Origin of the sequence: Salmonella sp. JXY0409-18 (assembly GCF_020268625.1) — a bacterium.
Classification (GTDB): Bacteria; Pseudomonadota; Gammaproteobacteria; order Enterobacterales; family Enterobacteriaceae; genus Salmonella; species Salmonella enterica.
In genome coordinates this window covers 122,775-139,203 of the sequence record NZ_CP084217.1, presented here as the reverse complement: position 1 = coordinate 139,203, position 16,429 = coordinate 122,775, and the positions used below count along the sequence as shown (strand labels likewise).

Sequence of the window (16,429 nt, the reverse complement as noted above, 5' to 3'; positions counted from 1 at the left end):
TCAGGTATAGACACTTTGACTCGACATCTCAGACACATGCCGATAATCAAATGGGCTGGTGGAAAAACGAAACTGATGCCTTTCATCAGCCATCACTACCCACACGATCATAGTTGCCGGTGGGTAGAACCCTTTATAGGCGGTGGTGCCGTTTTTCTGAACATGTTTGCACAAAATGCATTGCTTGCAGATAGCAATCCAGACTTGATCAACCTATACAGGACTATTCAAAGACAGAAAACTAACTTTATAAATCAGGTCCAAAACTTGGCGGATAAAACCTTTGTCGAAAAGGACTACTATGAGATGAGGGACCGTTTCAACAAAACCTGTATTTCTGGTCAATCGCTTCAAAGAGCGGCTTTGTTTTACTCCCTGAATCGCCTGGGCTATAACGGTATGTGCCGCTATAACTCAGAAAGAATCTATTCAGTGCCGTGGGGGAAACATACAGAACTGAAGCTTGACCTCAATAAAATAGACTACCTTTCATTTCGTCTTTCAGGTATTGAACTGATCACCGCTGGTTTTGAGGAGACTCTGGCCGCAACCGGTGAAGGAGATCAGATTTACTGTGATCCGCCATATGACAAAACAAGCAAAACTAGTTTTGTCAGTTACGATGGTAAACCGTTCAGCCAAAGCGACCACGTGCTGTTAGCAAATATGCTCGTTGACGCTCACAGAAAAGGCGCTGCTGTTGCGATATCAAATAGCCTGACATCATTCACTTTGGGCCTCTATGAAGAGCGTGGATTCGTCATACACAGACTCAGCGCTTACCGATCCGTAGGAAGTAAGCCGAATACACGGAAAACGGAAACAGAAATACTGGCCGTGCTGAAATAGAGTAAATTCTAATCAACTGGGCTAATCCATTCCTCAAAAGTTAATACCTCAGGGTAAGTTCGTTGAACATAAGGTATAAACTGAAGCTCTTCTATTCTCCGGTCGCCCCTCTTTCCTTCGCAAATAAATGAAATGAGTCCTTGCTGAGAAAGGCCAGTAAGGACGCTCATAAGTCTTATATTTAGACTTTTAAGCTGTAAGTCGTTATTAATGTCCTCCACTTTATGAGAGCTCTGGCCTGAACGTTTAAGATACTCGTAAACCATGAAATTCGAATTTCGTCGTTTTAACAATTTTTCGGTTATGCATTCCTGAATGAAGTCGCCAAGAGCATCTAAAAGCGGACTGAGAACTACCGGGAAAGTTAATGTGTAACTTTGAGAAGTTTTAGACAAAGTGAATGAGTTTAGAAAGCTAAAGTTTAGTCTCTTTTTTGAATATGGAACATAAGCGACAAGAGTAGTCGACATAACAGTAAGTAAAGCTTCAAGATGGTTCACTGTTATTAAAGTGGCTTTATCTGTATTTCTAAGATTATGGAAATCAATAAACGCTACTCTTGAACGGCTAAGCCAATCTTGTACTTTAATGTCGATAGAAAATTGCGAGATATGATTTGAACATTCATTTTGGGTGATAGGGCATGCAGACGAAAGATGGTTATGGATTATCATGCATAGCACAAAAAAAGGAAAACGGCAGGCTGTGGGGCATTGAAAACCGGTTAAAGAAAGCTTAGACGTTTCATATGCGCTTACCGGAAAAGTAACTTTTCTTAACGTTGGCTTTGACGATGTTCTTGCATTTTTACAAATGAAACCGAGACCCAGATCATTGTGCATTTTAAAGTCCATCTCCATCATCACCTTTTAGCCTTAACTGTATGGTATTGGTATACAAAAAATTAAAATTATAATTAATAAGATTATCATTTTTTTACAATAGAAAAGGTTCTGATAGAGGAGAATTTAAATGTAAAAGATTTATACTCGCAGATCTTTATGAGGGATAAAACCCATTGCGTAAGCAACAATATTACGTGAGTGAGTCCTAACGACAGTTAAAGTCTTGGCTCTATATTTAAGCAGCAAAAACATTTAACTGTCTTGGAGTTTATTTAACTTAAAAACTGTTATTGCAGCATAATTTTTCGAATCAAATTCATAGAATTTTCTGACTTTTCCAGTCAAATGATAACGTTCACCCAATAAAATGTGATCCTGTTTATCGGCCGTTAAAGCGATCCCGTCATTTCTAACTTTACCAGTAAATGTAAAAAAATAACTCCCTTTACTTTTTGCGTACGCGGCCCTGACTTCAGTAAATGTTAGTTCAATGCTTATGACCTGGCCGATATTGTAGCTATGTTTTAAAATTTCTTGTTCATTTTCCGGAGTTTCAGACAACATCACATCAAAAGTTGTAAAGAAACAATCCAGCTGGCGTTCTGTCAAGAAACGGTTATTGTCTAATTGCGCCAATATACTATTAGAAAACTTAGTGTTAGCCTTTTTTGCTTTCTCAATAAGGACGTGGTTTCTGGATTTCCATGCTTCGAGTGTTGGGTTAACACGCAGTTCCGGAATGTTATCGAGAAAGGTAATTGGCTCTAGTGCCACTAATTTTTCAATAATGGGTCCAACTGTTTGTACCCCATGACACTTTTCACATAAATCAGCCCCTTTGTGGCCTGTGCCCGCACATTCGTTACATTCTCTTTCGATAGGTGCATAATAATTTCCATCTCCGTTAAGTGATACATTCACTGAGGCTGGTACCATATGACCATCAAGAGTAAAGAAAAGAGATTTCATTTTCGAAACACCTCCAAACGTGCCTCTACGATTGCTACAGCTTCTTTCACAGTTTTTTCATAGTGGTCATGCCCTTCAGGAAATTGATCAAAACGTTTACCGTGTTCTAACTCTTCCATGTTGCGTTTAAGGACTTCATGAGTTAGAAGCAAATCACTATAATTATCGATAAGAGTCAGCTTTATAGGTTTAATCACTCAACTAATCCTCGTTTTTAATATTCCTTAAGGAGATCTCGAATTTCCAGAAGCTCTTCTAATTTTGGTTTAGAAACAATGATTGCTGTATTTTCGTCGTTAAGTAAAGACAATAAAATATTTAGCTTTTCATCATTCAAGATTATTTGAACACCATCATTGGAAAATATTACATTATTACTATTAACATTTTTGAACAAGTGTGCACTATCTCTACCAAATTTTAGTTCTGTTTGAGTATTCGTTATAGATTCCGTATGTGTACTTTCCACAAGCTCAAGAAATTCAGATTTTAGCCGTTCTGTTTTCTTATGCGAGAGGCGCTTAATACCCAAAGTCTTACGAGTGACTGCCGAATTTTTCTTTTCTGGTCCGCCTTTATTTAAGGTGTCTGGTCCTGCTCCAGCTGCATTGTGTTCAGGTATGCCTACAATTTTGCTCGTTGTAGTCTCAATATTCTTAACGCCAGGTAAGAAACCTTCTATATGTTTTAAAACCATTTTGTGATCGTTGGAATATTTTAACATTATTTCAATGGCGAGCGTTTTTTTGATTAGATTTAGGCTAATCAAATGTTGAAGCTCTAATGGCATATCAAGGATTTTTAGCATATTACGAATTGCGGTAGTTGATCGTTGATATCGCATTGCTAGTTCTTCAACCGAATACCCGAGACTAACAGCATGAGCTAATGCATGAGCTTGCCCAACCGGATTTAGCCCATTGCTTCTGTTACCATCGAGGTTCTCAAGGTATTCTTCAATTTCGTTTTTATAATCGATTAGGATAACAGATAATTTTGGAATATTAGCACCTTCAGAAATTGCTAATTTTAAGCCATGAAAACGAGTATGACCTTGACGAACTAAATATTTACCTTTTCTTTTTACGACCTTGATCATATCAACCTGCCTTCCTTCCTTAAAGGCTTGTTTGATTGACACAATCATCGACTTGACAGGTTCTTGTTCGTAACACAAATCTCCGATTACCGCCTCTCGGGGATTAAATCCCTTTTCAATTTCAACTAGATTAGTATCCACTTCAATGACTGTATGTTTGCTGTTGTTCATATCTTCCTCCTGTTTACTACATGATACATGAACCTCAAATTTGCCAAATAGGGCTGATACATCTAAAAGGTAAACTCAAAAAATTTGCTTAATAAAATTAAAATAAAAACTGTCTTGAATAAAACAATGATAGTAGACCCTCGTTCATTTCCGTTTGCGATCTGTAGATATTGTTAAAGGAGCGCTATTCCTTGTTTTATATGGACTTATCATTGTTTTCAACAGGATAGATCAATTCTTTAGATCACTAAAGATCAATAGAGTTCAAGTAAAGATCACGGCATCTTTAACTCATTGATTATAGTGACTTTATGAAAGGATCCGGCATTCGGATGCATGCGAAAAGCATTTGAATGAATAAGGAAGGCATTTACTGGAATGCTTATGGCATTTAGGTTAATGCGTAAAAAGCATTTGCAAGAATATGTTATAAACAGTTTGCCAAATGAAAATCTTATCACCGACGAGTTAAGTTAATGATTAAAAACAACGAGTTAATCCATCCTTTTGACGTAACCAGTAATGAATCAGGTAAGACTTATCAACTGACGCCTAACTCGTCCAAGTCGGTTCAGCCCGTGGCCCTGTTGAGATTGAGTGTATTTACCCCTGTCGGCACAAAAGAAAACCGCGACCGAAACTTTGAAGTTGATGCCTCTGATGAGCTTTCGTGTATGGAAATTGCAAGATCGGAGGGTTATGACGACATCAAGATAACTGGTGTCAAACTATCTATGTCTACCGACTTTAAGTGCTGGCTCGGGATCATCATGGCTTTCAGTAAATATGGTTTTACTTCCGAGAAGATTACCCTGACTTTTAACGAGTTTGCGAAGATGTGTGGTATCAGTTCAACAAACATCAACAAACGAACTCGTGCGCGCTTTAAAGAGTCATTAATGAACCTTGCATCGGTAGTGCTTGCCTTCTCAGACTCTCGGAGTGGTCGGTTCACAGTAACGCATCTGGTGCAGAAGGCTATGATTGATCCAAAAAGCGATACTGTTGAGTTGGTTGGGGATCCTTCTATGTGGGAACTGTATCGTTACGACCATAAGACATTGTTAAGCCTTCAGGTTCTATACATTTTGGCTAAAAAAGAAGCTGCGCAATCTCTCTATATTTATTTTGAAGCAATGCCAGCTGGTACGTTGTTCGTTAATATGAAACGGTTGAGGGAAAGGTTGCTTCTTACAACCCCTATTCGTACGCAAAACCAGATAATTCGTAAAGCAATGCGGGAACTTGAATCTATCGGATATCTCGATTATCAAGAAGTTAAGAAAGGTCGCGACATACAATTTCAGATCTTCAAAAGAAGCCCTAAGCTGGCCCTCGCCAAACAAGGTTGAAAGCTACCAGGTATGCACTGGTTATAACATGCTGAAAAATAAGTTATTTATCAGTGCTATGCTTAGTGCTTCTTTTACTACTGGTCTTACATCTCGGCTTAATGTGCAAAAAAGTAACTTTTCAAACGAACTCCTGACTATTCATCTGTATGCCTTTCTGACTCAAGCGTACATGCTAGCCCATTCATTAAATGCCGTGGAGCAAGATGGTTTCGTGCGCACTCTATTCACGTGAATGCCTTTTGTGGATTACGCCTCTTACATTCATACAAATGCTTTTGATGTCGGTATCCCAAAAAATCATTCATTGAAATGCTTTTGTTTGCCACTGTATCCCGAGCATAGCTATGCAGTGGTATAAAAAGGCATTTTGGTGAATGGCATTAGGTCGAATGACACACAGTACAGCTTTGTTAAGAGCGAGAATGGTCCAAGACATCTATGACATTGGGCATCAGAAGGACTATGTGTTTGATATGAGATCAAAAAAATATCAGAAGCATCACAACTCCAATGGCATTCAAAGAAATGCCTTTGTTTTGTTAGTACACCAAACAACCCAAAATTCATGCAGTTATATCAAAGACTCATTCGCAAAAGGACTCAGCCAGAAAGCATTTGCTTAAATAGCATTGGCCAAAAGCATTCGAATGAATGATGTTCATATGGACAAGACAAAGTCCCACTCACGCCCAGAGGTGTAAAAGGCATTTAGATGAATGACGCACCGGCCGAGGATTGTATGTAGTTTCTCCAACTGATAGTTGCCGAACCAGGGAGCACAGTGATATGCGGCCTTCTCAGAATCAAGAGATAGATATTAAGGGAACAAAAAAGATTAGATATGAAGCTTAGTTACCTGCCCGATATCTAGTTAGAGCTTTTCAAACCATCAAAAGTGACTTTTATGCTTGAGGAGTCTCATCAGCTTCAGGATTGAGCTTAACGTAATCTTACCCCCTCCCCTCTTTCAAACTTTTACTAAGCGTTCACTGGTACTTTTCAAAGATTATGCTTTAGGCCTCTTTGCTTAAAAATTCACCAATCGCTAAACGTTAAAAAAAGGGGGTTTATGCGAACGGAAGGATCGGAATAAAAAAGTATTATTCATTCGCGTTTACGTGAACTCAAATCTACACGGAGTAATTATGGAACTTTCTTTAAATATTGGCCTTAGTGAAAAGAAATCTAACACGGCTGCACTTTTTAAAACAAAAAGCGCAAAAGTGATTTTGTTTGTTCTGCTGACCGTGCTTTTTTGCGGTCTGGCATATGCGGGTTCAGATGATGGGGCACTGGGAGATATTTGGTCATACATGAGTGAAAGTATGACTGGAGCTCCGGGCAAAATTCTGGCAGCCGCGATGTTGATCTCAAGCGTATATTTCTCTGTCCTTAAGCCTAACCCGGGCCTGGCACTGGTTTCATTATTCATGATGCTGGTAATGGCCAACGGCGAGAAAATTATCAGCACCTTTATGGATGCTGGCGTACCGCTGTAATTTATTGTTAATCATGCATGAGGGGGTTCATCCCCCTCTCTGGATTTTTAATGAGTAAGCAGAACGACGTTCCTCAGCATACCTATAGATTCCCTTTCAGGATCAACATGCCTCTACTGATTTTGTTTTGGGATGCAAAAAAAATAGGGCTTGCATTCATTCTGGTTGCATTTGGGAATATCTTCGAATGCTTCGGGTTTTCTGTTGTAGCAGCGGTTGTATATTGGATTGCGTATAACAAAGCAGCTGAGTCAGGAATAAGAGGATTGCTAAAACACAGACTCTGGTGGCTCGGTTTTTTGCCAGGTAAAGCAGTTTTTAGTAGCCGTTATTTCAACGATCCATTTATCAGAGATTTGTATTCTTGATGGAGCTATGAATGAAAATGCTAAGTGGCATTAACATCCCTTTTTTCAAAAAATCTAAAAAGGATGAAAACGGTGATCTTGAACAGTCATACGTAAAGAAAGATGAAAGTGCTAAGGGACGTTTTTTGGACATTAAAAAACGATTTAGCCCACAAGCTGAAGCGTCAGGTGCTGGAATTACATACAGCGCCCTGATTAATCGTGATACAAAACTTATCCGCATTAATACTGTTTCAATAGCCGTCATTGGGTTATTGGTTGCAAAGATTCTTTTTTTCACTGACCCAGTGACGATTGTTACCCCTCCAAACATGAATGAAGAGATCACGGTTGTTGGTAACAAAGCATCGGAATCTTATAAAACACAATGGGCTCTCTTTTTTAGTACCCTTTTAGGGAATATTAATCCAACTAATATTTCCTTTGTGACGGCCTATGTCCTCGATGCCCTTTCACCTGAACTACAGGCTAAAACGAGTGAGTCTTTACAGGAGCAGATAAATATCATGCAGGCTCGTGGTGTTGAGCAGACCTTTAAGCCTAATGATATTTACTTTGATCCAAAAAATGACATGGTCTATGTCTGGGGTACCAAAACGACTCGACTTGTAAATGTTCCGGACAAAACTGAATCATCGAAATGGACTTATGAATGGGTTCTCGGGATGAAAAATGGTCGCCCAAGAATTGCATATGTAAATCAATATTCCGGAACACCGAATATTAAAAAAATTACGATAAACGGCAAAGAGCAACTGGCAACGCTGGATAATCCGCCACCGTCTACAGGTAACAAGTGATGATTAAAAAAAAGGGCTTAGGGTTCAACGCAATTACCGCATTGATCATGCTCACGACTTCGAACTGCGTAATCGCTGAAGAATACCAATTGCCAGCAACAATTAATAACCCGGTTGTAATGCCAGTTGGTGCTGACGGATTTCAGAATGGAGCTGCAAAAGCCATTATTCCGGGTCAAGCTGGTTCTGAACAGTCAGGTGCACAAACAAACCTTAGTGAAGCCGGTAATGCGCAGGGACAAAAACCTACAACTGATCTCCCTACCGTGCAACTTTCCCCAGCCAGCAATGCTTCGCCTGCGGTAAGCGCTATTACTGGAGCATTATCAAATAATCCTAGTCTCCCCGGATTTGACGCACAGACCCGCTCTGGTGCAATTGATAGCTATGGGAGACCAACAGGTACCTCTTCCCAGCAGAATGCAACCAATGCGACCGCCACGTCAAAAGCCGATGAACTTTATGTCGAAGCTCGTAACCGATATAAAGAAGTTCAGCGTGTAAATGTGCCGCCTGGTGGGAATGTGGTACTGCCAGTTTCACGAGGACTTCAAAACAGAATATCGACCAGCTTCAAGAATGCTTCTGTCAGCACTTCTACCCCTGCTGAAGAGGCAAGCATATTTGTTAATGGTGGCGATGTCTTTATTTCAACTAATACCGATAAACCAATCGGGATTATGTTGTCGGAAGATCAGGTACCTGAATCGACCTATAACCTGACCCTGGTACCGCTTGATGTTCCCGGTGCGATGATTTCAGTTACTACATCTTTAAGCCCATCTATGCAAGCCAAACGTGAAACCTCATTGGATAAGCAAAACTATGAGGAAATGTTGGCCCGCTCCCAGTCAGAAGAACTGGCTCCATCGGATCCAAAACAAGACGATCATAAACAAAGAATCATTGATTTATTGACTCCTGTGGCTCTTGGTGAGGTCCCTTCAGGATTCAGTTTACAACAGGACCGACTTTCTCGTATTCCTGCGTCAGAGCAGTCCCCATGTAACTTTAATATGTATGCAAAGCTCGGTCAGAGACTGGTTGGCTCACGTGAACTTATTGATGTAATTCTTGTGAAAAACGATAAACCATACGGTCAAATCGTTGCTGATCAGCAGTGTATGGCAGAAGGCGTTATTGCAAGTGCTTTATTTGATAAAGCATACCTGCAACCGGGAGAAGAAACAGAGCTTTACATAGTCCGGGATAAATTGTTCAAGGAACGCGAGGCCCGGGTTACAACCAGACCAAGTCTAATCAGAAAATAATATGGGAAAAGTTACTTTGCCTGCTCTGCTTGGGGCCACCGTGATTGGTTTTGTCGTATTTGCTTTAACCAGCTTTTACTACAGGTCAGAATATATACCAAAAAGGAGTGTATTAATCGTTCCGGACGCACCCATTAGTATCGAAGATGGCAGTAACGCTTTTCCCGTTCAGACAGTAATAATGAACGATCCAACTCTTATTGATAAATTTGTAGGAGAGGACAATATTAATGAGGAGAATGCTTTTGACTATCACAAAAGTAACGTTTTGGAACCTAATTACAAACATGAAATATCTAGAACGAGCCAGATAGATAAAGCTGAAATGAATCATCCATCTGTTCGTGAAAACTGGGCCAGAGCAGGTGATCCCTATATCGTTCCTCAGATGTCTGACAGCGAACGAAATCTAAAAATTAAACGATTCCAGAAACCTACAAGTGGAGCTAATCATGGACATTAAAAAGGCCTGGGAAAATAAGACCGTCAGACTTTCTGTTATTGGCGCTCTGCTGGTAGTGATTGTTTATATTATTAGCCAGTCTATTTTTTCCACACCAGTTAAGAAAGAAAAGAAAACACAGAAAAAAGACATGCAGACCAATTTGTTGTTAGATGATTCGCAAATGAACAAATTGAGTAATGAAGAAAGCCAGAAAGTATATAAGGAAATGGTTAAGCAAAACCGACTTGATCAAAATGCGGCGAAAGAGGACCGCGAAAAAGCAGAAAAAGCCCAACAGGAAACTAAAGCCCAAGTTGCAAGTTTAACTTCTCAACTTCAGCAGCTGTCTCAGCAAATTAATGATATGCAGACTAATCGAAACGGCAATCGTAACTTGGATGCTGGTAGTTCGCGTAAAACGATTAATGAGCAGGCACCGGCAGCTCCTTATCAGCTTAATGCTAATGCGCCGATTAATGGCGTAAACCCTAATTACGCGTCTATCACACCTACGCGTAATAGCCCGATGAGAACAATCACACAAAGTTCCATTAAGACTAATGGTACCGATGGTGTCATTCAGGTTATGCCCGTGTCTGAAAACAGAATCAAGGAAGGCAGAGAGGTCATTGCAGGAGATAAAGCGCCTACTCGGACTGTACGAGGTGATGGTACTGCGCCAGTTGATAGCAAAGCGCGGCATGCTGCCCGAAAAGATGAAATGTTTCTTCCGGCAACATCTATTATCACTGGTGTTCTGATTACCGGGCTTGAAGCGCCTACAAGCCTTTCTTCCAAATCAGAACCAATGCCAGTAACAATGCGTATTAAAAAAGATGTCATCATGCCCAATAATTTCACCATGGATTTGCGTGACTGTAACCTTCTGGGTTCAGCTGTTGGTGATTTGGCGTCACAGCGTGCTTACATACGTGCCACTTCTATCTCTTGTGTTAATTCAAAAGGGAAAGCTTTTGACGTAAAACTGGAAGCATATGCTGTAAGTGAAAATGACGGAAAAAATGGGATCCGAGGCACGCTTATCAGCCGAAATGGTAACGCAATTGCAGGAGCTGCATTTGCCGGTGGACTTTCTTCACTTGCCGGTAGCTTAAGCCCCAGTAAGGTATCTTCACTTAACATCGACCCTAATTCACAGGCTCAGTATCAGTCCCCTAATTTTGGTGCACTTGGGGCATTAGCCGGGGCTGGTGCAGCTCAAGGTGGCCTTAATCGACTCGTCGATTACTACACCGCAATTGCAGAACAACAGTGGCCAATCGTAGAAATTAGCCCTGGCCGAGCTATTACATTTGTCGTTCAGACCGGAACTACAATTCCAACGAATCTGACCAGTCGCTGAGGTTTAAATGGATAGTTTAGAAAAAAAAGAATCGACTGAATCAGCTGGACCTGAAATCACTAAAAAAATGGTGCGAGAAAGGACAACAAAAAAAATTACCTTCGAAATTGATATTGAAAAAATATTGAAGTATTTATTTTTCTTCGCCTTTGCCGTTTTGGTCATTATTTATGGTTATAAAGGCTTTATGAATGTTTACGATTACTTCAATAAACAATCACAGCCTTCGTACAAGATTGCAGTGCTTGACATGCCTGAATTACGTAAGGAATTTTTCAAGCATCACGAAGGCCGTACTGCTGACAATGATAGAACTCAATTCGAAGAATATTTCAGAACATTAATGAAGATCTACCGTGACCGTGGCTATTTAATTATTGATGCAACGCTTGCCGTTACTGTACCGGATAGTGTTGAAATCGTCACTTATATGGAACTTGAAGATAGCTCTGAAGCGGTACAATCAAGTTCTTATAATGCAAAGAAGTAGAGGGCACCCAATAGTGAAAAAGTTACTTTTCCCTTTAATGGCGGCTTTCGCCATTATGGCGAATACGGTCACTTATGCTTCAGAGCAGGTCCTAACTAATAGTGATGCTGCTGCGTTAATGGCAAAGGCAAAGGAAGGCGGCGTTTCACCCAGTCAGATCTCGGGTGCGTTATCAAAAATGAAAGGATATAAACCTAAGGATGCCATATACATTCCTTCTGGTGGGCTATACCTCTTTCAGGACGAGCGTTCGCAGCTAATGGCAGTAACGACCGATGGCCGATACTCCCTTACTGGGGGAAGCCTTGTTGATGTAATTAAACGTAAACCTGTTCTGACTGTAGAAGAAATCAGAAATTCCTATTTTATTAGTCTTGATGAGGCCCCCTTCCCTCTGGAAACTGTAGCGTCCATTCATCTGGGAAATTCAAAGCTTAAGAGACAAGCAGCCATTTTCTTAACACTTGATTGTGACGGTTGCATGGAACTTGTTAAGAAATTTTATGCAGATCGGGACAAGTATCGGATAGATATTGTTTTAGTTCCCTCACCCGGTGAGCCAAAAGAAGAGCTTAGAAGGCTCTGGTGTAGTAAAGAAAAAGGAAAAATAAACAACCTCGATATTCTTCGTTGGCTAATGGGAAGCAAATCCGACATTGAAAAAAGATTGCTCTCTCAAAAAGAAGCAGAAGAATGTCCGGCGGAACCTTTGGTAGCGTCATTGATGCTCGCAGGAATTTATAAATTGCAGGGTGTACCTTCAGTTGTCAGACAGGATGGTTTGGCTGGTAATGGCATTCCAAAAGATTTCGACTACTGGTTGAACCAAAGCGTTGAACCTCTCTTAAAAAATCCATTTGAGACAAATTAAGGCTAGTTTATGAACATCAAAAGATTGGTACTCAGTGCTCTGGTTGTAGGTACATCCTCATATCTTACGGGGTGCTCCATCGGGAGTTCCGAATCCGAATGTCCAGGCATTGAAAAGGGCGTTATCTGTAAAGGTCCTCGCGAAGTTATGGAGTTAACTAATAATCGAGATGATCTGTCTGCACTTGCGGGGGAAGAGTCGGAATCGGGAAAGGAGAAATCGGCTGTCAATGACAGCCGTTATCCAACTGAAATTAGCCCTCCAGGGGAAGTCAAATATCCACAGTCTACAACCCTTAAAAATCAGCCTGTGGCTTATTCAAAAACCGAAATTAAGCCAGTTGGTCAGTTACCTGTCATGTACGATAAAACTTTAAAAATGGGTGCCCCTACTTCATCCATTGGACCACGGCCTATTTCTGGTGTACCGGTTAATTCAAACGTAAGGATGACTAGCAGTTATAGCACTGCCTCTTCAGCTGGTAACCCTTTCGTTCATCCGGCTGCGGAAGTCGTTAAACAAACAAGCTATCCGGTTTCTGCTGGAAATGCACCACGCTACGTTGCACCTAATTCTGATATCAGCCCTGGCAAGGATATGTACTCTCTTTACAATGGCCAGCCCGTTAACCCTACTCTCAACACTGGGCAGATCCAGCAATACCGTTCGCAAGGTTATAAACAAGCTGTAGTGGCTCCTGAACCACTTGCTGTTCTGCAACAGGGGAAAGTAATGAGAATTACTTTTGCACCTTATACCGATGATAACGATGCGCTTAATCTTCCCGGCTACGTTTATGTCAACGTAAAACCGCAAACATGGATTGCTGGCAAGAATTCGACCTCAAACCCAGCTCGCATAGTTCCTTTAGAAGTACAGGATGCGGCCCGGGAAAATATGCAGCAGCAACAAAAAGCAACTAAAGCTGTCTCTTCGAACGGCATTGTTAGACAACTGTAAGGTCAAATATGGAAGCTATCAATAATTACAATAGCGGTTTAAATCGCCATCAATTAGGTGGGTTTATCCCTGTTTACGATCAATTAGCAGGGACTCACTATTTTTTGATTGATGGCAACAGATTAGGGTTTATGTTTATCTGTAATCCATCACCTGGAGTTTTTGATAATCAGCAAGATGTTCTTGCTGAAATGTTCAAAATGGATTTTCCTACAGATACTGTCTGTCAAATATCTCTGACTGCATTGCCAGACTTGACTTTACAGCTTAGTGCTTGGTCAGCTGTGCGAGGTGGGCGTATGACTGGGAACGATAAGCTTAAAGCAGATCTGCTTAATGGTTATCAGTTGGACTACTACGACAGAAGTATGCATAAGCCTTTAAAACCTGATCATGATAACCTTATGTTGAGGGATTTTCAGGTATGGATCTCGCTATCGATTCCTTTACAGTCTGCCCTTCCTACCGAGCTGGAACATTCGCGTATCGATTCACTTTACTCTGAACTTGTAAGTAAGTTAATTACGATTGGACTGCATCCGTTTAAGGTCGATGCAGAAAACTGGCTCTATTGTATAGATAAGGTCGTAAACCCCGGAAAGAACTCTCGGTGGGCTGAAGGTTTTATAGACGTTAACACTATGAAAAGGCTTAATGAACAAGTTAACGTTCCCGGCCGAAAGTATACAGTCACAGAAAATCATTTCTCATCAGTCACACAAAGTGACGACGAATCTGAGCATCGTTACTTCAAACAACTTTCCGTTGTAAAGTTTCCTGAATACGTCAATTTCGGTTGTATGTATGAGTTAGTAGTTAACTGGATGCATGGACGTAAGACAATTTTCAGCCCATTTATGATCACTCAGACTGTTCAGTTTGCCGATCCGCTCAAGTTGTCAAAAGAAAACGTCCGCTACAAAGCAATCACTAATAAACAGGCAAGTATACCTTCAGTTGTCACATTCTGCCCTCGCCTGCGGGATATGGATAATGACTACATGGCCGTAACTCGCGAGCTTGAGGATGGCGCAAAGCTTTTAAGAGGGTATCTTACTTTCACTGTTATGGGTAGTAATGCCAATTCTGTGCAGACAGCAGCTAACGATCTCAAATCCTTTTACCTCGAAAGCCGGGTCAAAGTAGCAGATGATTCCTTTATCGTTTTCCCGTCATTTATGTCATGTCTGCCAATGTGCAATGACCCAAAGACAATTTTCGACCTTGACCGTTCCGAAGTAGTGAGCAACACCGGAGCGGCTCATATGACGCCGATCTTTGGGCCCTGGAAAGGTAATACAGATAGACCAGTACTGAGTTTAGTTTCTCGTGAAGGTCAACTCATGGGACTTGATATTTTCAAGACTTCTGCAAGCTATAACATGGTTATTGGTGCAACGTCAGGTGCAGGCAAGTCATTCTGGACAGCATATCTAATCAATAACTATCTTGGAGCTGGACCGCGATCTAATAACCTCGTTCATTATCGCTCAACATTTAAGCATTTTTTAGAAAACGAATACCCAGATGATGATCCTGATGGTGCTCAAGTTTTTGTAGTGGACGTGGGGCGTTCTTACCAGGGGATTGCGGAACAATATACAAACAGTCAATTTATTGATTTCGGTAAAACCCCTGACTTCACCCTAAATCCCTTTGCCTTCCTAACTGACATCACTGTTAACGACGATGTATTTAACGAAGCACCTGAATTTACCGGTGAATCAACTTCAAACGATGCAGAAAAAGACAAAGTTGCTCAGACCATAATGGTTCTGAATCAGCTAAAAATTATGGCTTCAGAGAAAGGCCTTATCGATGATTATCAACAATCAGTGATGCTTCAGCTTATTGCAGAAGAGTACCAGGAATCCAGAAAATCAGGTCGGACCGGTTCAATAACCGGCTTTGCTCTGCGTTGCAAGAAGCATGAAGACAAACGTATAAAGGATATTGGGGAGCAACTCGGAGCATGGTGCGAAGGTGGAATTTATGGGCACCGGTTTACCGATACGTTGCCTCCAATCAACTTCGACAGCAGATTTATTGTTTTGGAACTGGAGGAGCTAAAAGGCACCCCCCACCTTCAGACAGTTGTTTTAATGTCTATCATTCAGGCTGCTCAGCATGCAATGTTCATCAAAAAAGATGGGCGTCGTCGCTTGTTCATCCTAGATGAAGCTTGGGAGTACATTCGTCCTGATAATTCATCAGGTGCCGGAAATCAATCAAACCAATTCTTCTCTTCCTTCCTCGAAGCGGCATGGCGTAGGTTCAGGAAAACAAACTGCGCTGGCATCTGTATCACACAGTCGTTTGAAGATTATTTTACTTCTTCTGTTGGCCGGGCCCTGACTGCTAACTCGCCTTGGAAGATAATCATGAAACAAGAAAAAGAAAGCATTGAAGCAATGAAGGCTAATAAATATTTTTCTACTTCAGATGCAGAATATGAACGAATGAAAAATATTCGTACAGTCAAAAAGGTGTTTTCAGAGATGTTAGTCAGGTTCGAAAACTTCCAAGAGATCTGTCGGTTATACGTAGACCGGAAAATGGAGCTTTGTTTTACTACGGATAGTGCTGACAGGAGTAAATTATGGGAAATTCAAAGCCGCGAGAATTGTAGCTATGGCGAGGCAATAGAAATTCTCTATGCTCAAGAAGTAGCAGCGGGTTTGGCCGCGTAGAGTAAATATCTTCAAGCAAAAACAATTAAACCAGATGTCTCATAAGAATCTGGTTTTTTATTGTATGCCTTAAGTAAACAAATGAGGTTATGACTTAATGAGTTCATCACTGTGCTGCAAATTTTGGTTTTATAATTAATATGGCTTAAAAACAGTGACATAATTACAAATCGCATTTAGGTTGTGTACGCATTAAGTAAACAAAATTTATAACATCAATACTGACTTTATAAGATGAAATTCACGTAAATTACATTTTTGTTTACCAAAGGTAATCAAAGGAGCGCGGCATTATTAGTGAAAACAGATCACTGGTGTCATATTGCATACAAAACTTAATATCCTTTAATCATTCTTCTAAAAGTTTAATATTAACGCTTTGGT

At 40.7% G+C, this 16,429-nt stretch carries 16 protein-coding genes; 12 read left to right on the top strand and 4 right to left on the bottom strand.

Annotated features, from left to right (window positions below):
- Positions 1-36 precede the first annotated feature (36 nt).
- Positions 37-849 carry a DNA adenine methylase gene (locus LDB27_RS23045; protein ID WP_001121575.1) on the top strand — a complete coding sequence of 271 codons (813 nt, stop codon included), beginning with the start codon at positions 37-39 and terminating at the stop codon, positions 847-849.
- An 8-nt stretch (positions 850-857) separates the two neighbouring features.
- On the opposite strand, the gene LDB27_RS23040 is transcribed toward LDB27_RS23045, so the two are convergent.
- The 4 genes from LDB27_RS23040 to LDB27_RS23025 form a co-directional block, all read right to left on the bottom strand.
- Complete coding sequence (locus LDB27_RS23040) at positions 858-1,712, bottom strand: hypothetical protein (protein ID WP_000970402.1); 855 nt, start codon at positions 1,710-1,712, stop codon at positions 858-860.
- 234 nt (positions 1,713-1,946) lie between these two features.
- On the bottom strand, positions 1,947-2,663 hold the full coding sequence (locus LDB27_RS23035; protein ID WP_000838218.1) for a zinc finger-like domain-containing protein: 717 nt from the start codon (positions 2,661-2,663) through the stop codon (positions 1,947-1,949).
- Positions 2,660-2,860 (bottom strand): hypothetical protein, encoded by a 201-nt coding sequence (locus tag LDB27_RS23030; RefSeq protein WP_000594931.1) that lies wholly within the window; start codon positions 2,858-2,860, stop codon positions 2,660-2,662. The genes LDB27_RS23035 and LDB27_RS23030 overlap by 4 nt, the downstream gene beginning before the upstream one ends.
- Positions 2,861-2,877: 17 nt before the next feature.
- Positions 2,878-3,933 (bottom strand): hypothetical protein, encoded by a 1,056-nt coding sequence (locus LDB27_RS23025; RefSeq protein ID WP_065311103.1) that lies wholly within the window; start codon positions 3,931-3,933, stop codon positions 2,878-2,880.
- A 476-nt stretch (positions 3,934-4,409) separates the two neighbouring features.
- Here LDB27_RS23025 and LDB27_RS23020 point away from each other — a divergent pair, with 476 nt between their 5' ends.
- From LDB27_RS23020 to LDB27_RS22970, 11 genes are all read left to right on the top strand, one after another.
- Entirely contained in the window at positions 4,410-5,285 is an 876-nt protein-coding gene (locus tag LDB27_RS23020) for a RepB family plasmid replication initiator protein (RefSeq protein ID WP_000594612.1), read from the top strand.
- 1,148 nt (positions 5,286-6,433) lie between these two features.
- On the top strand, positions 6,434-6,787 hold the full coding sequence (locus LDB27_RS23015) for a hypothetical protein (RefSeq protein ID WP_000423602.1): 354 nt from the start codon (positions 6,434-6,436) through the stop codon (positions 6,785-6,787).
- A 17-nt stretch (positions 6,788-6,804) separates the two neighbouring features.
- A complete protein-coding gene (locus LDB27_RS23010; protein WP_012006609.1) occupies positions 6,805-7,155 on the top strand; it encodes a type IV conjugative transfer system protein TraL in 351 nt (116 codons plus the stop codon).
- 11 nt (positions 7,156-7,166) lie between these two features.
- A complete protein-coding gene (locus LDB27_RS23005; RefSeq protein WP_000783153.1) occupies positions 7,167-7,955 on the top strand; it encodes a TraE/TraK family type IV conjugative transfer system protein in 789 nt (262 codons plus the stop codon).
- Positions 7,955-9,226 (top strand): type-F conjugative transfer system secretin TraK, encoded by a 1,272-nt coding sequence (locus tag LDB27_RS23000; RefSeq protein WP_000592090.1) that lies wholly within the window; start codon positions 7,955-7,957, stop codon positions 9,224-9,226. The genes LDB27_RS23005 and LDB27_RS23000 overlap by 1 nt, the downstream gene beginning before the upstream one ends.
- 1 nt (position 9,227) lies before the next feature.
- Positions 9,228-9,689, top strand: a complete 462-nt coding sequence (htdO, locus tag LDB27_RS22995; protein ID WP_000521240.1) for a plasmid transfer protein HtdO — start codon at positions 9,228-9,230, stop codon at positions 9,687-9,689.
- Complete coding sequence (gene trhB, locus LDB27_RS22990) at positions 9,679-11,034, top strand: IncHI-type conjugal transfer protein TrhB (RefSeq protein ID WP_000351841.1); 1,356 nt, start codon at positions 9,679-9,681, stop codon at positions 11,032-11,034. The genes htdO and trhB overlap by 11 nt, the downstream gene beginning before the upstream one ends.
- A gap of 7 nt (positions 11,035-11,041) precedes the next feature.
- The gene (locus LDB27_RS22985; protein ID WP_065311104.1) at positions 11,042-11,524 is read left to right on the top strand and encodes a transcriptional regulator; all 483 of its coding nucleotides are present in this window, start codon (positions 11,042-11,044) and stop codon (positions 11,522-11,524) included.
- Between the two features lie 118 nt (positions 11,525-11,642).
- Positions 11,643-12,395: a protein-disulfide isomerase HtdT gene (gene htdT / locus LDB27_RS22980; RefSeq protein WP_183079335.1), complete on the top strand. Its 753-nt coding sequence runs from the start codon at positions 11,643-11,645 to the stop codon at positions 12,393-12,395.
- A 9-nt stretch (positions 12,396-12,404) separates the two neighbouring features.
- Positions 12,405-13,355, top strand: coding sequence for an IncHI-type conjugal transfer lipoprotein TrhV (gene trhV / locus LDB27_RS22975; RefSeq protein WP_001022587.1), 951 nt, complete (start codon positions 12,405-12,407; stop codon positions 13,353-13,355).
- A gap of 8 nt (positions 13,356-13,363) precedes the next feature.
- Positions 13,364-16,045, top strand: coding sequence for a TraC family protein (locus LDB27_RS22970; RefSeq protein ID WP_000387412.1), 2,682 nt, complete (start codon positions 13,364-13,366; stop codon positions 16,043-16,045).
- The last annotated feature ends 384 nt before the right edge of the window (positions 16,046-16,429 follow it).